At 58.9% G+C, this 14,685-nt stretch carries 25 protein-coding genes; 2 read left to right on the top strand and 23 right to left on the bottom strand.

Annotated features, from left to right (window positions below):
- Position 1: 1 nt before the first annotated feature.
- The 22 genes from rpsE to rpsL form a co-directional block, all read right to left on the bottom strand.
- Positions 2-505, bottom strand: a complete 504-nt coding sequence (gene rpsE, locus MAMT_RS06750; protein ID WP_178086978.1) for a 30S ribosomal protein S5 — start codon at positions 503-505, stop codon at positions 2-4.
- A 299-nt stretch (positions 506-804) separates the two neighbouring features.
- Positions 805-1,158: a 50S ribosomal protein L18 gene (rplR, locus tag MAMT_RS06745; protein WP_142660227.1), complete on the bottom strand. Its 354-nt coding sequence runs from the start codon at positions 1,156-1,158 to the stop codon at positions 805-807.
- A 52-nt stretch (positions 1,159-1,210) separates the two neighbouring features.
- Entirely contained in the window at positions 1,211-1,753 is a 543-nt protein-coding gene (rplF, locus tag MAMT_RS06740) for a 50S ribosomal protein L6 (RefSeq protein WP_142660226.1), read from the bottom strand.
- Between the two features lie 38 nt (positions 1,754-1,791).
- Positions 1,792-2,178 (bottom strand): 30S ribosomal protein S8, encoded by a 387-nt coding sequence (gene rpsH / locus MAMT_RS06735; RefSeq protein WP_142660225.1) that lies wholly within the window; start codon positions 2,176-2,178, stop codon positions 1,792-1,794.
- A gap of 13 nt (positions 2,179-2,191) precedes the next feature.
- Complete coding sequence (locus MAMT_RS06730; RefSeq protein WP_142660224.1) at positions 2,192-2,377, bottom strand: type Z 30S ribosomal protein S14; 186 nt, start codon at positions 2,375-2,377, stop codon at positions 2,192-2,194.
- A gap of 13 nt (positions 2,378-2,390) precedes the next feature.
- Complete coding sequence (gene rplE / locus MAMT_RS06725; protein ID WP_142660223.1) at positions 2,391-2,969, bottom strand: 50S ribosomal protein L5; 579 nt, start codon at positions 2,967-2,969, stop codon at positions 2,391-2,393.
- Positions 2,966-3,292: a 50S ribosomal protein L24 gene (gene rplX, locus MAMT_RS06720; protein WP_142660222.1), complete on the bottom strand. Its 327-nt coding sequence runs from the start codon at positions 3,290-3,292 to the stop codon at positions 2,966-2,968. The genes rplE and rplX overlap by 4 nt, the downstream gene beginning before the upstream one ends.
- Entirely contained in the window at positions 3,289-3,654 is a 366-nt protein-coding gene (rplN, locus tag MAMT_RS06715; RefSeq protein WP_142660221.1) for a 50S ribosomal protein L14, read from the bottom strand. The genes rplX and rplN overlap by 4 nt, the downstream gene beginning before the upstream one ends.
- On the bottom strand, positions 3,651-4,037 hold the full coding sequence (gene rpsQ, locus MAMT_RS11660; protein WP_246186569.1) for a 30S ribosomal protein S17: 387 nt from the start codon (positions 4,035-4,037) through the stop codon (positions 3,651-3,653). The genes rplN and rpsQ overlap by 4 nt, the downstream gene beginning before the upstream one ends.
- Positions 4,034-4,270, bottom strand: coding sequence for a 50S ribosomal protein L29 (gene rpmC / locus MAMT_RS06705; RefSeq protein WP_142660220.1), 237 nt, complete (start codon positions 4,268-4,270; stop codon positions 4,034-4,036). Before rpmC ends, rpsQ begins: the two co-directional genes overlap by 4 nt.
- Complete coding sequence (rplP, locus tag MAMT_RS06700) at positions 4,267-4,692, bottom strand: 50S ribosomal protein L16 (protein WP_142660219.1); 426 nt, start codon at positions 4,690-4,692, stop codon at positions 4,267-4,269. Before rplP ends, rpmC begins: the two co-directional genes overlap by 4 nt.
- 15 nt (positions 4,693-4,707) lie before the next feature.
- Positions 4,708-5,355, bottom strand: coding sequence for a 30S ribosomal protein S3 (gene rpsC / locus MAMT_RS06695; protein WP_142660218.1), 648 nt, complete (start codon positions 5,353-5,355; stop codon positions 4,708-4,710).
- Between the two features lie 9 nt (positions 5,356-5,364).
- Positions 5,365-5,706 carry a 50S ribosomal protein L22 gene (gene rplV, locus MAMT_RS06690; protein ID WP_142660217.1) on the bottom strand — a complete coding sequence of 114 codons (342 nt, stop codon included), beginning with the start codon at positions 5,704-5,706 and terminating at the stop codon, positions 5,365-5,367.
- A gap of 33 nt (positions 5,707-5,739) precedes the next feature.
- On the bottom strand, positions 5,740-6,021 hold the full coding sequence (gene rpsS, locus MAMT_RS06685; protein ID WP_142660216.1) for a 30S ribosomal protein S19: 282 nt from the start codon (positions 6,019-6,021) through the stop codon (positions 5,740-5,742).
- A gap of 12 nt (positions 6,022-6,033) precedes the next feature.
- Positions 6,034-6,882 (bottom strand): 50S ribosomal protein L2, encoded by an 849-nt coding sequence (gene rplB / locus MAMT_RS06680; protein ID WP_142660215.1) that lies wholly within the window; start codon positions 6,880-6,882, stop codon positions 6,034-6,036.
- Between the two features lie 15 nt (positions 6,883-6,897).
- Positions 6,898-7,185, bottom strand: coding sequence for a 50S ribosomal protein L23 (rplW, locus tag MAMT_RS06675; protein WP_142660214.1), 288 nt, complete (start codon positions 7,183-7,185; stop codon positions 6,898-6,900).
- Entirely contained in the window at positions 7,182-7,805 is a 624-nt protein-coding gene (rplD, locus tag MAMT_RS06670; protein ID WP_142660213.1) for a 50S ribosomal protein L4, read from the bottom strand. Before rplD ends, rplW begins: the two co-directional genes overlap by 4 nt.
- Before the next feature lie 51 nt (positions 7,806-7,856).
- Positions 7,857-8,552, bottom strand: coding sequence for a 50S ribosomal protein L3 (gene rplC, locus MAMT_RS06665; RefSeq protein WP_142660212.1), 696 nt, complete (start codon positions 8,550-8,552; stop codon positions 7,857-7,859).
- A gap of 35 nt (positions 8,553-8,587) precedes the next feature.
- Positions 8,588-8,896: a 30S ribosomal protein S10 gene (gene rpsJ, locus MAMT_RS06660; RefSeq protein ID WP_142660211.1), complete on the bottom strand. Its 309-nt coding sequence runs from the start codon at positions 8,894-8,896 to the stop codon at positions 8,588-8,590.
- Between the two features lie 14 nt (positions 8,897-8,910).
- A complete protein-coding gene (fusA, locus tag MAMT_RS06655; RefSeq protein ID WP_142660210.1) occupies positions 8,911-11,079 on the bottom strand; it encodes an elongation factor G in 2,169 nt (722 codons plus the stop codon).
- 139 nt (positions 11,080-11,218) lie between these two features.
- Entirely contained in the window at positions 11,219-11,683 is a 465-nt protein-coding gene (rpsG, locus tag MAMT_RS06650; protein WP_142660209.1) for a 30S ribosomal protein S7, read from the bottom strand.
- 17 nt (positions 11,684-11,700) lie between these two features.
- Positions 11,701-12,114 carry a 30S ribosomal protein S12 gene (gene rpsL, locus MAMT_RS06645; RefSeq protein WP_142660208.1) on the bottom strand — a complete coding sequence of 138 codons (414 nt, stop codon included), beginning with the start codon at positions 12,112-12,114 and terminating at the stop codon, positions 11,701-11,703.
- 331 nt (positions 12,115-12,445) lie between these two features.
- On the opposite strand from rpsL, the gene MAMT_RS06640 reads away from it, so the two are divergent.
- Positions 12,446-13,048 (top strand): methylated-DNA--[protein]-cysteine S-methyltransferase, encoded by a 603-nt coding sequence (locus MAMT_RS06640; RefSeq protein WP_178086977.1) that lies wholly within the window; start codon positions 12,446-12,448, stop codon positions 13,046-13,048.
- Between the two features lie 22 nt (positions 13,049-13,070).
- Here MAMT_RS06640 and MAMT_RS06635 read toward each other — a convergent pair whose 3' ends face one another.
- Positions 13,071-13,928, bottom strand: coding sequence for a diacylglycerol/lipid kinase family protein (locus MAMT_RS06635; protein ID WP_142660206.1), 858 nt, complete (start codon positions 13,926-13,928; stop codon positions 13,071-13,073).
- A 41-nt stretch (positions 13,929-13,969) separates the two neighbouring features.
- Here MAMT_RS06635 and MAMT_RS06630 point away from each other — a divergent pair.
- On the top strand, positions 13,970-14,685 hold a 716-nt coding region (locus MAMT_RS06630; RefSeq protein WP_142660205.1), incomplete at its 3' end, for an AsmA family protein.

Here is a 14,685-nt window from a genome sequence, read left to right as displayed (position 1 = left end):
CCTACACCTTAGCTGCTACTGCAAGCTCCTGAATGTTTTCACTCCCACTCTTCGACACCCTCTTCCCACGCAGGTGGAGGACCTCGTCTGGTGAACGGAGTTGACGCAACGCGAATAAGGTTGCCTTGGCGACATTGTTCGGATTGCTAGAGCCGAAGGACTTCGTCAAGACATCCTTGACTCCGGCGGCCTCGAGAACCGCGCGAACGGTCAACCCGGCAATTATCCCCGTTCCCGGCGAGGCGGGCTTGAGAAGAACCCTTCCGCCATCATACTCTCCGATCGATTCGTGAGGAATCGTCTGTCCACGCAGGACAACCGGGTCCATCTGCTTGCGGGCGCTCTCGGTCCCCTTCTTGACCGCATCGGCGACTTCATTCGCCTTACCGAAGCCAATGCCAACCTTTCCTTGCCGGTCGCCGACGACGACCAGAGCCCCGAAACTGTAGCGCCGACCGCCTTTGACAACCTTGGCGCACCGATTGACATGGATGACGCGGTCCATCAACTCCCCGGGAAGTGCCTCCCGGCGTTGGCCATCCGGACCGCCCCGGCGCGTGCGCCGTCTTCCTCGCGGTGCGTGCCGTTCTGATGGAGCCCCCGCTCCTCCCGATTCCCGAGGCGGGGACGAAGGCGCAGCGGCAGGCGGAGCGACAGCGGCAGTCACTGTAGCCGTCGCCGGGTCGCTCTGATTCGGCGCGGCGTTTTCCTGCTTCGTCTGGTCACTCGTCCGCGGTTCTGATGTTTCCATGCTTGCTTGATCCGATCCGGTCAATGATTAGAATAACTTTTTAGAATTCCTTGTTAGAATTCCAAGCCTGCTTCTCGAGCGGCATTCGCCAAGGCCTCTACTTTTCCGTGATAGAGGAAACCGCCCCGATCGAAAACGACTTTCTGGATTCCCTTTTGCTTTGCCTCCTCGGCCAAGCAGACGCCCACCTTCGAAGCCCCCGCCACATTGGCGCGGAGACCGCCAAGGTCCTTCCGGCGCGTGGAAACGAAAGCCAAGGTCTTGCCCTCTCGATCGTCGATCACTTGCGCATAGATGTGTTGTCCGCTGAAGTGGACCGACAGCCTCGGTCTTTCGCCCGAGCCGACGACCTTCCGGCGCGTGCGCCGGTGGCGCCGATCCCTCATCTCCCTTCGTCCCTGCCGCATAGCTTCTTCTCCGCTCCTCTGTTTCCCGACCGATCTTCCCACCTATCTTAGCCTACTTGCCCTGCGCGGTCTTGCCCGCTTTTCGCCGGATCGCCTCGCCCACATACCGAACTCCTTTTCCTTTATAAGGCTCCGGCGGATAGAACCGGCGAATCTCGGCTGCCACCTGACCGACCAGGCACTTGTCAATGCCTTCGACCAACAATTTGGTATTGTCGTTCACCGCCACGCGGATCCCCTCCGGAATGCGGTAGATCACCGGATGCGAGAAGCCTAAGCTAAGCGTGAGATCCTTGCCTTGCACCGCAGCACGGAATCCGACTCCTTGAATCTCCAGTTCCTTCCGAAAACCGGTGTGAGTGCCCGTCACCGTATTGTAGAGGAGTGTTCGATGCAGGCCATGGAGAGCGCGGCTCTTCCCTTCTTCGCTGCGTTTCTCCACGGAAAGCTGTCCCTCGGAGAGAGATGCGACCAAGCAGTCGGGAAGCCGATGTGACGCCTTTCCTTTAGGCCCTTCCACGGATACCACATTGTCCTCTATGGCAATCTTGATCCCGGCGGGTACCGGGATCGGCATTCTTCCGATTCGTGACATGATCGGGGGTTCTCCTTTCTTCCTTTGCAGCAATCGTCCTACTCAACCGCGAGTAGCAGCTCCCCGCCCACATTGGCTCGCTTGGCCCGATGGCCGGCGAGAATCCCCTTCGGGGTCGAAAGGATGCAGAGCCCAAGGCCGCCCAAAATACGCGGCACTTCCTTTGCTCCCACATAGCGGCGACAGCCTGGGCGGCTGATGCGGCGCGCCTTCTGAAAGGAAGCAACTTCGCGCAGAGTAAGACGCAACTTCCGCACCCCTTTTCGAACAGCGTCAACCTCAAAGTTTTCCAAGTACCCTTCTTCCACGAGCACGCGAGCGACCGCCTCTTTGATTTTCGAATGAGGAAGCACGACTTCCAGCTTCTTCGCCCTCTTGGCGTTTTGCAGTGCGGAGCACAAATCCGCTAACGGGTCTGTTTGCACGTAATCGATTCCTTTACCAGCTGGCCTTGGTTACCCCAGGGATCTCCCCCCAGGATGCGAGTTCCCGAAACATGATTCGACTCACTCCGAACTTGCGCAAATACGCGCGCCGGCGACCCGAGAGCCGACAACGGTTGTATCGGCGGGTGCGGAACTTCGGTGTCCGCTTCTGCTTTGCCATCCATGCTTTTGTCGCCATATCTTTGCCCCTATCAAGCCGTCGCCGCCGCGGGCTCCTTTCGCGCTCCAATGAACGGAAGCCCGGTTCGGCTCAGCAGATCCCGCGCTTCCTCCTTAGTACGAGCGGTTGTCACGAATGTGACATCCAATCCGAATGTGCGCTTTGTCGTTTCGGTCTCGATTTCCGGGAAGACGCTGTGATCCAAGATCCCAAAGGTGTAGTTGCCGCCGCCATCGAAGCCTCGCGGCGAAAGTCCGCGGAAGTCGCGGACACGGGGAAGGGCGGCCCAGATCAAGCGCTCGACAAACTCGTACATTCTTCTGCCGCGAAGCGTCACCTTGCAGCCAATCTCCTGCCCTTGACGCAACTTGAAGTTGGAGATGCTCTTCTTCGCTTTCGTCTTCACAGGACGCTGTCCTGTGATCGCCTCAAGCGCGTGCATCGCCTCCTCCAACGCCGTCTTTAGCTCCGGGGAGGAGCCCACGCAGCAATTGATGGCAACTTTCTCGAGCCGGGGAACCTGATTGACGTTCGCGTAACCCCTCGCCTCCCGCAACTGCGGCAGGATCTGCTCACGATACGCTTTCGCAAAAACCGATGGTTCACTCATGAGTGCGTGATCTCCTTCGTCGAAGAGGCTGCGCGTTGACGTCGAGCACTCTCCTGATATTTCGACAAAAGCATGACGTTGGAAAGCGCGATCGGCGCTTCACGCTCCGCAAAACCGCCCTGAGGATTCTCTTGGTTCGGCCGGGTCGCCCGCTTCGTGAGATTGATTCCCTCGATCAGGACACGATTCTCCTTCCGCAACACCCGGAGCACCTTGCCTGTCTTCCCTCTTTGCGTTCCGCTCACGACGGCGACCTCATCGCCCCGCTTGAGGTGAAAGACGGACTGGGGTGCATTCTGTTTTCTACCACCAAATGGCTTCATACGACCTCTGGAGCAAGGGAAACGATTTTGATGAAGTTCTTGTCGCGCAGCTCACGAGCAACGGGGCCAAAGACACGGGTTCCCCGTGGATTCAGGTCCTTGTCCACGATGACCACGGCATTCGTATCGAATCGGAGGTACGAGCCGTCGGGCCGCCGAATCGGATGCTTCGTTCGCACCACGACGGCGCGAACGACTTCACTTTTTTTCACGGCCCCGTTCGGCGTCGCCTCCTTCACGGCCGCCGTGATGAGGTCTCCCACGCGGGCGGTGAGGCTCTTGCGCCCGATCACCCCGATCATCGTTGCCCGGCGCGCTCCCGTATTGTCCGCCACTTCTACCCAGGAACGGAGTTGGATCATACAGCCTCTTCCTGTCGAGCCGGCCGTACAATTTCCACAAGCCGCCAACACTTGAGGCGGCTCAACGGTCGACTTTCTTGAATTCTCACCCAATCCCCCGGCTTGGCGACACTCCCTTCATCGTGCGCGTAGAGCTTCTTGTGCCTGCGGACGATTTTCCGATAGAGAGGATGTGCCACGCGCTGCTCCACTTTGACGGCAATCGTCTTTTCCATCTTTACAGAAACGACTTGCCCCGTGCGCATTCTCCCCTTCTGTGCCGTCGCGCTCTGCGGGATCACCTTGGGTTGCTCCACGGGAGCGGCCACCGAGGCCTTTTTAGGAGCGCGCGCGGCTGGCTTGCTCTTTTTTGAGGCCGTCTTTTTGCGGCTTTCGGTCTTCACGCTTTCTCCTTCTTGTTCTTACCCCGTTTCTCTCCTGCGCCGATCCCAAGGTCTGCTTCCCGTAGGAGAGTCTCTACGCGGGCAACGAGTTTCCGCAATTCGGCTAAGCGGCTCGGCTTTTCCAAAGAGCCCGTCGATTGCTGCAGGCGCAGCCGGAAAATCTCCTCCCGGGCGTCGGTTCCCTTGGCCGTCAACTCTTCCCTGGATAAGGCACGGAGTTCCGTCGTCTTCATGCTCGCAATGTCCTTTCCCGACTGACGAACCGGGTGTAAACGGGAAGCTTTGCCGCAGCAAGCCGGAATGCTTCTCGGGCCGCCTCCTCCGTCATGCCATCGACTTCAAAGAGCAGATTGCCGGGACGCACGACAGCAACCCAGAACTCCGGCTGCCCCTTCCCCTTACCCATCCGGGTTTCCGGCGGACGAGATGTTACCGGTTTATCGGGAAAAATCCGGATCCAAAGCTTTCCCTTCCGTTTCGCATGACGGGTAATCGCCACCCGCGCCGCCTCAATCTGCGTGTTGGTAATCCAAGCTCGCTCCAAAGTCTGCAAACCGAAGGAGCCAAAAGCGAGCGACGTTCCCCGGCTCGCGTTACCGGCGCGGCTGCCGCGCTGACATTTCCGATATTTTACGCGTTTTGGTAAAAGTGCCATGATTTGCCGACGCTCCTAGAATGCACCTCCCACGACTTCCTCTTTCCGGGAGAGCCAGACCTTGACCCCAATCTTTCCGGCAATCGTCCGCGCTTCCGCAAACCCATAATCGATGTCCGCTCGGAGGGTGTGAAGAGGCACTTTTCCTTCTCGATATCCCTCGACCCGGGCAATCTCTGATCCACCCAGCCTTCCGGCACAACGCACGCGAATGCCCATCGCTCCACCTTCCCTGGCCATTTGCATGGCTTTTTTCATCGCCCGCCGATGGGAGATACGGCGCTCGATCTGCAGCGAGATGTTTTCGGCGATGAGCTGGGCATCCAACTCGGGACGCTTCACCTCCTTCACGTCGACCAGGACCTCGCGCTCCTTTCGGACGAGTCGCTGAATCTCCTCACGCAGCTTATCGAGTTCCGCCGCCTTGCGCCCGATCACCAAACCCGGACGGCCTGTGTGGATATTCACCCGAACCCGGTTGCCTGCCCGCTCGATGACGACCTTGGAAATTGCGGCGGTCGCCAGCTTTCTCTTAATGAGCCTACGAATCTGAAAATCCTCGGCAATGTACTCCGGGAAAGAACGTTTATCCGCGTACCAGATCGACCGCCACTGCCGGTTGACCGGAAGCCGGAAGCAGAGCGGATTGACTTTTTGACCCATAATGTTGCCCTATTTCTCTTCCTTCTGTTCCAAGACGATCCGGATGTGGCTCGTCCGCTTGTGGATCGGACCCGCGCTTCCCCTCGCCTTGGGTTGGAAACGCTTGATCGTTGCTCCCTCTCCGATCAACGCCTCCTTCACAAAAAGATCTCCCCGGTGGAGGCTGTGGTTGTTCTCCGCGTTCGCCAGGGCGGATGCTAGAGTCCTCCGGATGTGGCGCGCCCCCTCCTTCGGGTAGTGAGCCAGCGCCGCCAGCGCCGCCTCGGCGGGCATGCCTTGGATGCTCCTGGCCACGTCGCGAAGCTTGAAGGCGGACATGCGAACAAAACGGTTAATGGCCTTAACTTGCATAGAACGAACCTCGTGACTGGATTACCCTATCGCCTACTTGGCTGTCGCCTTCTCCGTATGCGTGCCGTGCCGCTTGAAGACTCGGGTAGGTGAAAACTCTCCGAGTCGGTGACCTACCATATTTTCCGTGATGTAGACGGCTTGAAACGTCTTTCCGTTGTGAACCAGGAAGGTGATGCCGACAAAATCCGGGATGATCATCGACCGTCGTGACCAGGTCTTGATCGGTTTCTTCGACGCGGTTTTGAGGGTGGCGCTCACCTTCCGAAGAAGGTGATCATCAACAAAAGGCCCTTTTTTTAAGCTACGACCCATGAACTTCTCCCTCTATTTCTTCCGCTTCCGGACCCGTCGCTCCAGAATGAATCGATTGGACTGCTTATTATGCCTCCGGGTCTTCTTCCCCTTGGCCAGTTTCCCCCAGGGAGACTTGAGCTGCTGCCTGCCCCCGCCCCCTTTGCTCTTCCCTTGCCCACCGCCGTTCGGATGGTCGACAGGATTCATGGCGACTCCCCGCACGTGCGGTCGCCGTCCAAGCCAGCGGGTGCGTCCCGCCTTTCCGAGCGAGACATTGAAATGGTCGGCATTGCTCACTTGGCCGACCGTTGCAAAGCAACTCGCCACAATTCGCCGGACCTCTCCGGAAGGAAGCCGCACCAGGGCATAACCTTGATCCACGCCCATCAGTCGCGCGCTCGATCCAGCCGCCCGTACCAACTGCCCTCCCCGACCGGGAGTCAACTCGATATTGTAGATCGCAGTGGCCGCGGGAATCTTTTCCAAAGGTAGGGCGTTGCCGGGTTTTGCCGGGGCATCCGGTCCGCTCACTACCGTCGCTCCCACCTTGAGTTCCAGAGGAGCAATGATATAGCTCTTCTCTCCATCGCTGTACCGAAGAAGGGCGATTCGACTCGTCCGGTTCGGATCGTATTCGATGCTCTCCACAGTCGCCCTTACCCCGTGCCGCTGCCGACGGAAGTCGATCAGCCGATAGCGCCGCTTATGCCCCCCTCCACGATGGCGCGCCGTGACCCGCCCGTGACAGTTTCGTCCGCCCTTCTTGTGGAGCGGAACCGTGAGCGAGCGCTCGGGCTTGGTCTTCGTGATCTCCGAAAACGAGTCGAGCTGCGTATAACGCAACGTGGGTGTGAGGGGACGAAACTCTTTGAGGGCCATCGCTGTTTCCTTTCTCTACGCCGTCAGGTCTAGCTTCTCGCCGGGAGCCAGAGTCACGATCGCCTTTTTTCGCGCCGAGCTTTTTCCGATCCTCCCAACCCGTCCGCGACGAACTTTTCCTCGGGTGCGCAAGGTATTTACGGCAATGACCTTTTTCGAGAAGGCTTTCTCCACCGCCTTCCGGATCTCGTGCTTGGTCGCATCGCGAGCGACTTCAAAAACGTACTGGTTCTGCTTCTCGCCCAGGATGGTGGCCTTCTCCGTCATCCAAATGTGCCGCAAAATCATCCGATGATCTCTCATGACCGCCTCCCTCCCTTAGCCAAGCGCTGATCGAGGATCGGAAGGACCGGCTGCTCGAGCACGATCCGATCCGGCCAGAGCAAATCCTCGGCGTTGACCTCCGCGGCGGACACGACGGCGATCAGAGGATGGTTCCGCGACGCAAGCCATACCGCCGACTCCTTCTTCTCGATGACTAGAAGGAGTGTCTCCTTCCGGTTCCAGGAGTCGAGCCGCCGCAGCAGTTCCTTCGTTTTCGGCTGCGCCAACTCGATGGTCTCCGAGAGGAGAACAGCCCCTTCGGCGATCCGTCCGCTGAGCGCCTTTTGCAGAGCGAGGCGCTTCACCTTTTTCGGTAACTTCTTCGAAAAATCCCTCGGCTGAGGCCCAAAGACTACTCCGCCTCCGCGCCAGACCGGAGAGGAGCGATAGCCGGCGCGGGCCCTTCCGGTTCCCTTTTGCGCCCACGGCTTTCGTCCCGATCCGTGGACCGTGCCCTTGGTCTTCGTTCCGCGCGTCCCGCTCCGTCGATTCGCCCTGTAGGCGACGACCGCTTCGTGAAGCGCTTGACTCCCCCGCCCATTAGATAGAATAGCAGCCTTCATCTGCTGCTGGGCGTCTTCTACACTTAAAACCTTCATGGTCGCGTTCTCTCTCTTGTAGGGCACTATTCGGGCACTTCTATCGGGGCACTACTTCCTGGACGGTTTCCCCGTCTGAGCCTTTCCACCCTTCGCTTGCGGCTTCTCCTGCGGCTTCGGCTGCCCCTTGATCGCACTCCTCACAACCACAAGGCCCCCGCGCGCTCCGGGTACACTTCCCCGGATAAGGAGAGCACGATCCTCCTCGCGCACCGCCACTACCGGGAGATCCTGAACGGTCGTCTTCACGTTGCCCAGTTGCCCCGGCATCCCTTGATTCCGAAAAATGCGTCCCGGAGTGGAACGGCAGCCAACGGCGCCGTTGCGCCGATGCATCTTCGAGCCATGCGCCGCCCCTTGGCCGGAGAAGTTATGCCTCTTCATCACCCCTTGGAATCCCTTGCCCTTACTGATCCCGCTCACGTCGACAAGCTGCCCGGGCCGAAAGAGAGTAACCCCCACTTCTTGGCCAGGATTCCACTCCTCGGAGGCAGCGACCGTGAACTCCCGAAGAAAGCGGCGGGAAGCGACACCGGCTTTGGCCAAATGTCCACGCACGGGCTTGGTCAGAGACTTTTCCCGGACCGTCTCAAAGCTCGTCTGCACGGACTTGCTTCCGTCCTGGCGTGCCTGCGATCGAACTACGACGTTCGGTTCCACACCGACCACGGTGACAGGTACCAAGTTGCCCTCGGCGTCGTAGACCTGGGTCATTCCCAGCTTCCTTCCCAATAGCCCCATGCTCATGCTCTTCTCCCTTTTCCTATCGCCGAGCGCCCCGCTTAAATCCGAATCGTAATATCCACCCCGGCCGGTAGGTTCAGCTTCTTGAGCTCATCCACCGTCTTCGCCGTCGGCTCCATGATCTCGACGAGTCGCTTGTGGGTCCGGAGTTCAAACTGATCCATGCTCTTCTTGTCGACATGAGGCGAGCGGTTCACCGTCAGACGCTCGATCCTCGTCGGCAGAGGGATAGGACCGGCCACCGCGGAACCGGTTCGACGCGCCGTCTCCGAAATTTCCAAGGCCGCTCGATCCAAGAGCCGGTAATCAAACGACTTCAACCGAATACGAATCTTGCTCGCTGCCATAACGTCCCGTAGTCCTACTTCCGCTTCTGCTCCACGATCTGAGCGACGATTTGCGCGGGCACCTGCTCGAAATGGGAAGGCTCCATCGAATAGGCAGACCTTCCTTTCGACATCGATCGGATGTCGTTGACATATCCGAACATCTCCGCCAAAGGCACCTCCGCTCGCACGTTCGCGGTCTTGCCCTTGGTATCCACATTGAGAATTTTTCCTCTCCTTCGCGTCAGGTCGGCAAGAATGTCCCCCTGATATTCATCCGGAGTCGATACTTCCACCTTCATGATCGGCTCGAGGAGAATCGGGTTCGCCTTCTTCATCGCATCCTTCATGGCAAAGATCGCAGCCATCTTGAAGGCAAGCTCGTTCGAGTCGACCTCGTGGTAGCTCCCATCCAGAATATGCACTTCGAGATCGATGACGGGGCTGCCATGGATCATGCCGGCAGTAAGCGCTTCGTGAACTCCCTTGAAGCAGGCTGGGATATACTCCTTGGGAATATTGCCGCCGACGACCTTGCTGATGACCTCGTTCCCCTTGCCTCGTTCCACGGGCTCGATTTCCAAGATTACATGGCCATATTGTCCGCGCCCGCCGCTCTGCTTGATCAGCTTACCTTCGCCTTCCGCCGCGCGAGTGATTGTTTCCCGATAAGCGATCTGGGGCGCACCGGCATTGGTGCCGACCCCGAACTCCCGGCGGAGCCGGTCGCCGATGATTTCCAGGTGAAGCTCGCCCATCCCGGCAATAATCGTCTGACCAGTCTCTTCGTTGGTGCTGACCCGGAACGTGGGGTCTTCTTCCATGAGCCGTTGCAAGGCCAGACTCATCTTTTCCCGGTCTGCCTTGGTCTTCGGCTCTACCGCCATCGAGATCACCGGCTCTGGAAAGATCGGCGGCTCCAGGATCACGTCAAAATCCTCGGCGACGAGCGTGTCGCCGGTCGCGACATCCCGAATTCCCACCAGCGCCGCGATATCTCCGGAATGAACCTCTTGGATATCCTTGCGCTCATCGGCCTGGACCTGAACGATGCGGCTGATTCTCTCTCTTTTGCGCGTTCGGGGATTGTAGACGGTCATCCCCTTCTGGAGCGTGCCGGAATAGACGCGGAAGAAGACCAGCTTGCCGACAAATGGGTCGGACCAGAGCTTGAATGCGAGCGAGCAGAATGGAGCATTATCATCGGGCACGACGACGACTTTCTCCCCGCTGACCGGGTGCTGGCCATGGGCGGCTTCAATGTCCACCGGGCTCGGCAAGTAATCGATCACCGCGTCGACAAGAAATTGGACCCCTTTGTTTCGGAAGGCAGAACCGGCGATGACAGGCACGAACTCGTTGGCGATCACGCTGCGCCGAATCGCCTGTTTGATCTGCTCGATCGTCGGCTGCTGCTCGGCAAGGAAGATCTCGGCCATCGCCTCGTCCTTATCGGCGAGCGCTTCGATCAGATTACGGCGCGCTGTCTCCGCCGCCTCTCGATGCTCTTCCGGGATCTCCTCTACTGTGTAGGTCGATCCCAAGCGATCGCTATCCGAATAGAGAATCGCCTTGCGATTGATGATGTCGATCTGCCCTTGAAATCCGTCTTCCTTCCCTAGCGGGAGCAGAATAGGCCAAGCATTGGCCCCCAGCTTGTCCCGGATCTCGTGAACCGCGTTCTCGAAGTTGGCTCCCACCCGGTCCATCTTGTTGATGAAAGCGATCCGAGGCACGCTGTAGCGCGTCGCCTGCCGCCAGACCGTCTCCGATTGCGGCTGAACCCCGGCCACTCCGCAAAAGACGGCAATGACCCCATCGAGGACCCGTAGCGAACGCTCGACCTCGGCCGTAAAATCGACATGCCCAGGCGTATCGATGATGTTGATCCGAAATTTCTCGCCGCCGAACAGCTTGCTGATTCCCTCCTCTTTTCGAACCGGCCAAAAACAGGTGGTCGCCGCAGAGGTGATCGTAATGCCGCGCTCGCGCTCCTGCTCCATCCAGTCGGTGACCGTAGTCCCCTCGTGCACCTCTCCCATCTTGTGAATGGTACCGGTGTAAAAGAGGATGCGCTCGGTCAGCGTGGTCTTACCCGCATCGATATGAGCGGCGATCCCAATGTTGCGAGTTCTCTCCAGGGTATACGGTCGATGGGGAGAGTTTCGGGAGGCCGAAGCGGCTGTGGACGTCGTTGTCGCCATGGTTGAAACTTCCTGATCCGTTAATCTAACAGCTACCCGGGGAACCCGCTAGGAATCATCGGGCTCCTTTTTGTTTCCGACAGGTCGCAAGGCGATCGTCGAAAACAGTCCGCGTGCTCTTCTTATTTTCCGAACATTCCTAATACCGCAAGTGTGCGAAAGCGCGATTTGCCTGCGCCATCTTATGAACTTCGTCCCGCTTTCTTACCGCCGAACCCTGACCGGTAGCCGCTTCCTGCAATTCGTTCTGGAGGGCGACCTTCATCGGAACGCCCTTGCGGGAGCGCGCGGCTCGTAAAATCCAGCGAAGCGCAAGAGAGACTTGGCGATCAGACGAAATTTCGACCGGCACCTGGTAAGTAGCCCCTCCCACACGCCTCGATTTAACCTCCAGCCGCGGCTTCACATTGTCGATCGCTTTCTGGAGGGTCTCTACGGGGTCGCTGGCTTTCGGCTCCGCCCCCTCGATGGCGCCGTAGGTAATCTGCTCGGCGCGCGCCTTTTTCCCACGAGAAAGGATTACGCTGATCATCCGCTGCACGAGAACCGACCCATACTTCGGGTCCGGTGGCGTCCGCCGCTTTTCCGCTCTTCTTCTTCGCATAGCCCTAGTCCCCGCCGTTACTTTTTAACGGCTCCTTTCTTCGGCCGCTTCACGCCGTACTTACTCCGAGAAACGTTTCGATTCAGCTTGTTCGTGTTGCTGGGACCTACCGCACCACCGGCATCGAGAATACCGCGAACAATGTGATATCGGACCCCGGGCAAGTCCTTGACCCGGCCTCCTCGGAGCAAAACGATCGAGTGCTCTTGGAGGGAATGCCCTTCGCCAGGGATGTAGGCGATCACCTCTTTTCCGTTCGTGAGGCGAACCTTGGCCACCTTGCGCAAGGCGGAATTCGGCTTCTTCGGCGTTCGCGTCATTACCTGAATACAGACTCCGCGACGCTGTGGGCAGCAATCCAAGGCAGGCGCCTTGGTTTTTCGCAGCAACTCCTCTCGTCCTTTTCGGACCAACTGATTAATCGTCGGCATCGCTTATCTCGTTTCCAAACCGAGTGAAAGGCTTCAACTATTGCGAATGGAAGAACGTCTGACAAGCCCTTTTCACAAGCTTTCGGCACCTTTTCCTTCGATTCCGAAAAGCAACCTCCACGCGGGGACTCGCAATCCAGGGTGGGGAAAGATCTGCGTAAAAAGAGGACTTTAGGAATAAGGTCGACATGGCCAACCCTGGACGCGCGGTAGGAAAAACGCTACGCTGCTCCCATGCGCCATTCACGACGTTTCGGTTCTCACTTTCGTCCGCCGATTTACTAAAAAAAGGTTTCCGCGGCGACAAGGGAAAGAAGTGCGACCGACCGAGATGGCGGCGGGCAGCGCGGGATTATCGGGCAAGGCGGCTGTCTCGCCTCTTCTCGTTCCGGCGCCCGGAAGGGGCAGCCTGTGCGAGCAGGAGATCGACACTCCGCTGGGAACCATGGTTGGGATCGCCGATTCCGCCGGCTTGCGCCTCCTCCAGTTTGCCGATGCCTCCAAGCTTCCCGCACAGAGGGTGCGCATCGTTCGTTGGGTCGGTCTCTCCCCCAAGCCGCGCCCTAACAAGCAACTCAAAGCACTCGAAACCCAACTCGCCGAATATTTTGCCGGAAAGAGGCTGCGATTTTCCATCGCCATCGCCCCGATCGGCACTTCCTGGCAATTAAGCGTTTGGCACCGGCTGCTGCATTACGGGCCTGGAAAGACTGTCTTTTATAAGGACCTTGCGCGGTCTCTCGGGCGACCGCAAGCGGCACGTGCCGTCGGGAGCGCCGTTGGAGCAAATCCCATCCCCATCCTTGTGCCTTGCCACCGCGTGGTGCCTCAGGCGGGCAGCTTGGGAGGATATACAGGCCGACCCTGGCGAAAGCAGCGACTTCTCTCCTTGGAAACGGCTGCGGACCATACGGAATCGACCACGGAAGAATGAGGGGCCTTGGCCTTGCAACGATTCACGGGACGATGACCTCCAGCTCGGCGGGAGCAAGCGAGAAAGTGCACGGAGTATGGCCGTAAAGCTCACCGTCAACCTCTAAAGGGACGGGGCGGGTGGACTGGACGCTCAGCGTCTTCGCTTGAAAATAGAGGACGTCGGAAAACCGAGTGTGCCGACGGGAAAGCACCCCTTGCACATAGCGGGCGACGGCTACGGCGTTGAGCTCGGAAAAGAGGCATCCGTCGAGCAGGCCGTCGTCCAGTCTCGCGTCGGGGAAAACGGCAAACCGCCCTCCGTAAAAGCGGCCATTCCCGACGAGCAGGAATCGCCCCTGGTGCGTTTCCTTGCCGTCCAGCGTGACGTCCAGCAGCGGGGCGGATCGTCCCAGAAGCCCTACAGCGGAGAGCAAATAGCTGATCGGACCAAAGGTTTTCCTGGTCCACCAGTGTGTGCGGGCAAGGATTTCTGCGTCCAGGCCGACGCCCGCGAGCTGAACGAAGCGTTGCTCCCCCACGCGGGGAAGGTCGACCCTCCTGGTCTTTCCTCTCAGAATGACCTCCCACGCGCTCTCCAGTTGGACGGGAATTCCCAGTTCCATCCCAAAGACATTGATTGTGCCAAGCGGCAAAATTCCGAGGGTGGCCGCCGTCCCGTTGAGACCGTTGACGACTTCGTTGACCGTCCCGTCTCCGCCCGCGGCCACTACGACTCGGTACCCTTGCTCCAGGGCACGCTCGGTCTGCGCCTCTGCATCTCCCGGGAACTTCGTGACTCGTATGACCGAGTCGCCAACCGTCCTGCGAAGGCGATCGAGCAGCCTCCGGGATTTTTCTCCGCGTGCCGCTGGATTAAAAATGATGCAGACGCGATTCATTTGCTGGAAAATCTTTAGAATCTCTTGCCTAATTGCGAGCAGTGCGGCTGCTTCGATATTTGGGAGAGTTTGCGATCGGCCTGGTCTTGGCCGCAATCGTCTTTTTTTTCCTCGCGGAGCAGGGCCTCAAGCATTGGGTATCGGGTCGCCGAGCCGCCGCCTACCTGGAATGGGCGCTCGGGGAAGCTCTGGGCAGCCCTGTCCGGTTCTCCTCCGCGAAATGGAAGTCGCCCGCCGAAATCACCTTGCATGATCTCCGGGTTGATAACCCTGCCACGCAAGCGGCTCCAACCCTCTTTTCTGCCAATGAGGCTCGCTTCGAATACTCCCTGCCCAGCCTGCTAACCAAGGGCTTTTACCTTCGCCGCGCCCGGTTGGAGGCACCGAGCTTCGCTTGCCAGTTGGACCAGGACGGCAAGCTTCTGCTCCCCCTGATCGATGAAGATCCTGCCAAGCCTGGTTCGCCGTTGATCCTTGCCCGCGCTCGACTTGTGCCGTGGCGAGTCGGCTCTCTGGACATCGAGAACGGACGAGCGGTTCTCCTTCTTTCGGATGGTTCGCCGTTCCTGGAAGCCGGACAAATCTCTGCTTGCGGACCCCTTCAGGAAAAGTCGGGATTGGTCTCGGGGAGCGGGACCTTCGCCGCCGGCTGGATGCGGATTCTTGGTCGAGTTTCCTGCCAACAACTTCTTGCGCAGTACAAGATCCATGCTTCCCGCCTGATCCTTTCTCAGGTGCAGGCGCTCGCCAGTGGCGG

The organism is Methylacidimicrobium tartarophylax (assembly GCF_902143375.2).
Lineage (GTDB): Bacteria > Verrucomicrobiota > Verrucomicrobiia > Methylacidiphilales > Methylacidiphilaceae > Methylacidimicrobium > Methylacidimicrobium tartarophylax.
The sequence above is the reverse complement of the archived record's forward strand: the minus strand, read 5'-3'. Positions and strand labels throughout refer to the sequence as shown.

Coding starts and splice junctions, on each gene's coding strand:
- fusA (WP_142660210.1), bottom strand. CDS start 11,079: ATGGCGACAACGACGTCCACAGCCGCTTCGGCCTCCCGAAACTCTCCC.
- rplC (WP_142660212.1), bottom strand. CDS start 8,552: ATGAGCATGGGGCTATTGGGAAGGAAGCTGGGAATGACCCAGGTCTAC.
- rpsC (WP_142660218.1), bottom strand. CDS start 5,355: ATGGGTCAAAAAGTCAATCCGCTCTGCTTCCGGCTTCCGGTCAACCGG.
- rplW (WP_142660214.1), bottom strand. CDS start 7,185: ATGAGAGATCATCGGATGATTTTGCGGCACATTTGGATGACGGAGAAG.
- rpsL (WP_142660208.1), bottom strand. CDS start 12,114: ATGCCGACGATTAATCAGTTGGTCCGAAAAGGACGAGAGGAGTTGCTG.
- MAMT_RS06635 (WP_142660206.1), bottom strand. CDS start 13,928: ATGAATCGCGTCTGCATCATTTTTAATCCAGCGGCACGCGGAGAAAAA.
- MAMT_RS06640 (WP_178086977.1), top strand. CDS start 12,446: ATGGCGGCGGGCAGCGCGGGATTATCGGGCAAGGCGGCTGTCTCGCCT.
- rpsJ (WP_142660211.1), bottom strand. CDS start 8,896: ATGGCAGCGAGCAAGATTCGTATTCGGTTGAAGTCGTTTGATTACCGG.
- rplF (WP_142660226.1), bottom strand. CDS start 1,753: ATGTCACGAATCGGAAGAATGCCGATCCCGGTACCCGCCGGGATCAAG.
- rplB (WP_142660215.1), bottom strand. CDS start 6,882: ATGGCCCTCAAAGAGTTTCGTCCCCTCACACCCACGTTGCGTTATACG.
- rplX (WP_142660222.1), bottom strand. CDS start 3,292: ATGAAGCCATTTGGTGGTAGAAAACAGAATGCACCCCAGTCCGTCTTT.
- rpmC (WP_142660220.1), bottom strand. CDS start 4,270: ATGAAGACGACGGAACTCCGTGCCTTATCCAGGGAAGAGTTGACGGCC.
- rplN (WP_142660221.1), bottom strand. CDS start 3,654: ATGATCCAACTCCGTTCCTGGGTAGAAGTGGCGGACAATACGGGAGCG.
- MAMT_RS06730 (WP_142660224.1), bottom strand. CDS start 2,377: ATGGCGACAAAAGCATGGATGGCAAAGCAGAAGCGGACACCGAAGTTC.
- rplV (WP_142660217.1), bottom strand. CDS start 5,706: ATGCAAGTTAAGGCCATTAACCGTTTTGTTCGCATGTCCGCCTTCAAG.
- rplP (WP_142660219.1), bottom strand. CDS start 4,692: ATGGCACTTTTACCAAAACGCGTAAAATATCGGAAATGTCAGCGCGGC.
- rplR (WP_142660227.1), bottom strand. CDS start 1,158: ATGCGGCAGGGACGAAGGGAGATGAGGGATCGGCGCCACCGGCGCACG.
- rpsG (WP_142660209.1), bottom strand. CDS start 11,683: ATGCGAAGAAGAAGAGCGGAAAAGCGGCGGACGCCACCGGACCCGAAG.
- rplD (WP_142660213.1), bottom strand. CDS start 7,805: ATGAAGGTTTTAAGTGTAGAAGACGCCCAGCAGCAGATGAAGGCTGCT.
- rplE (WP_142660223.1), bottom strand. CDS start 2,969: ATGAGTGAACCATCGGTTTTTGCGAAAGCGTATCGTGAGCAGATCCTG.
- rpsS (WP_142660216.1), bottom strand. CDS start 6,021: ATGGGTCGTAGCTTAAAAAAAGGGCCTTTTGTTGATGATCACCTTCTT.
- rpsE (WP_178086978.1), bottom strand. CDS start 505: ATGGACCGCGTCATCCATGTCAATCGGTGCGCCAAGGTTGTCAAAGGC.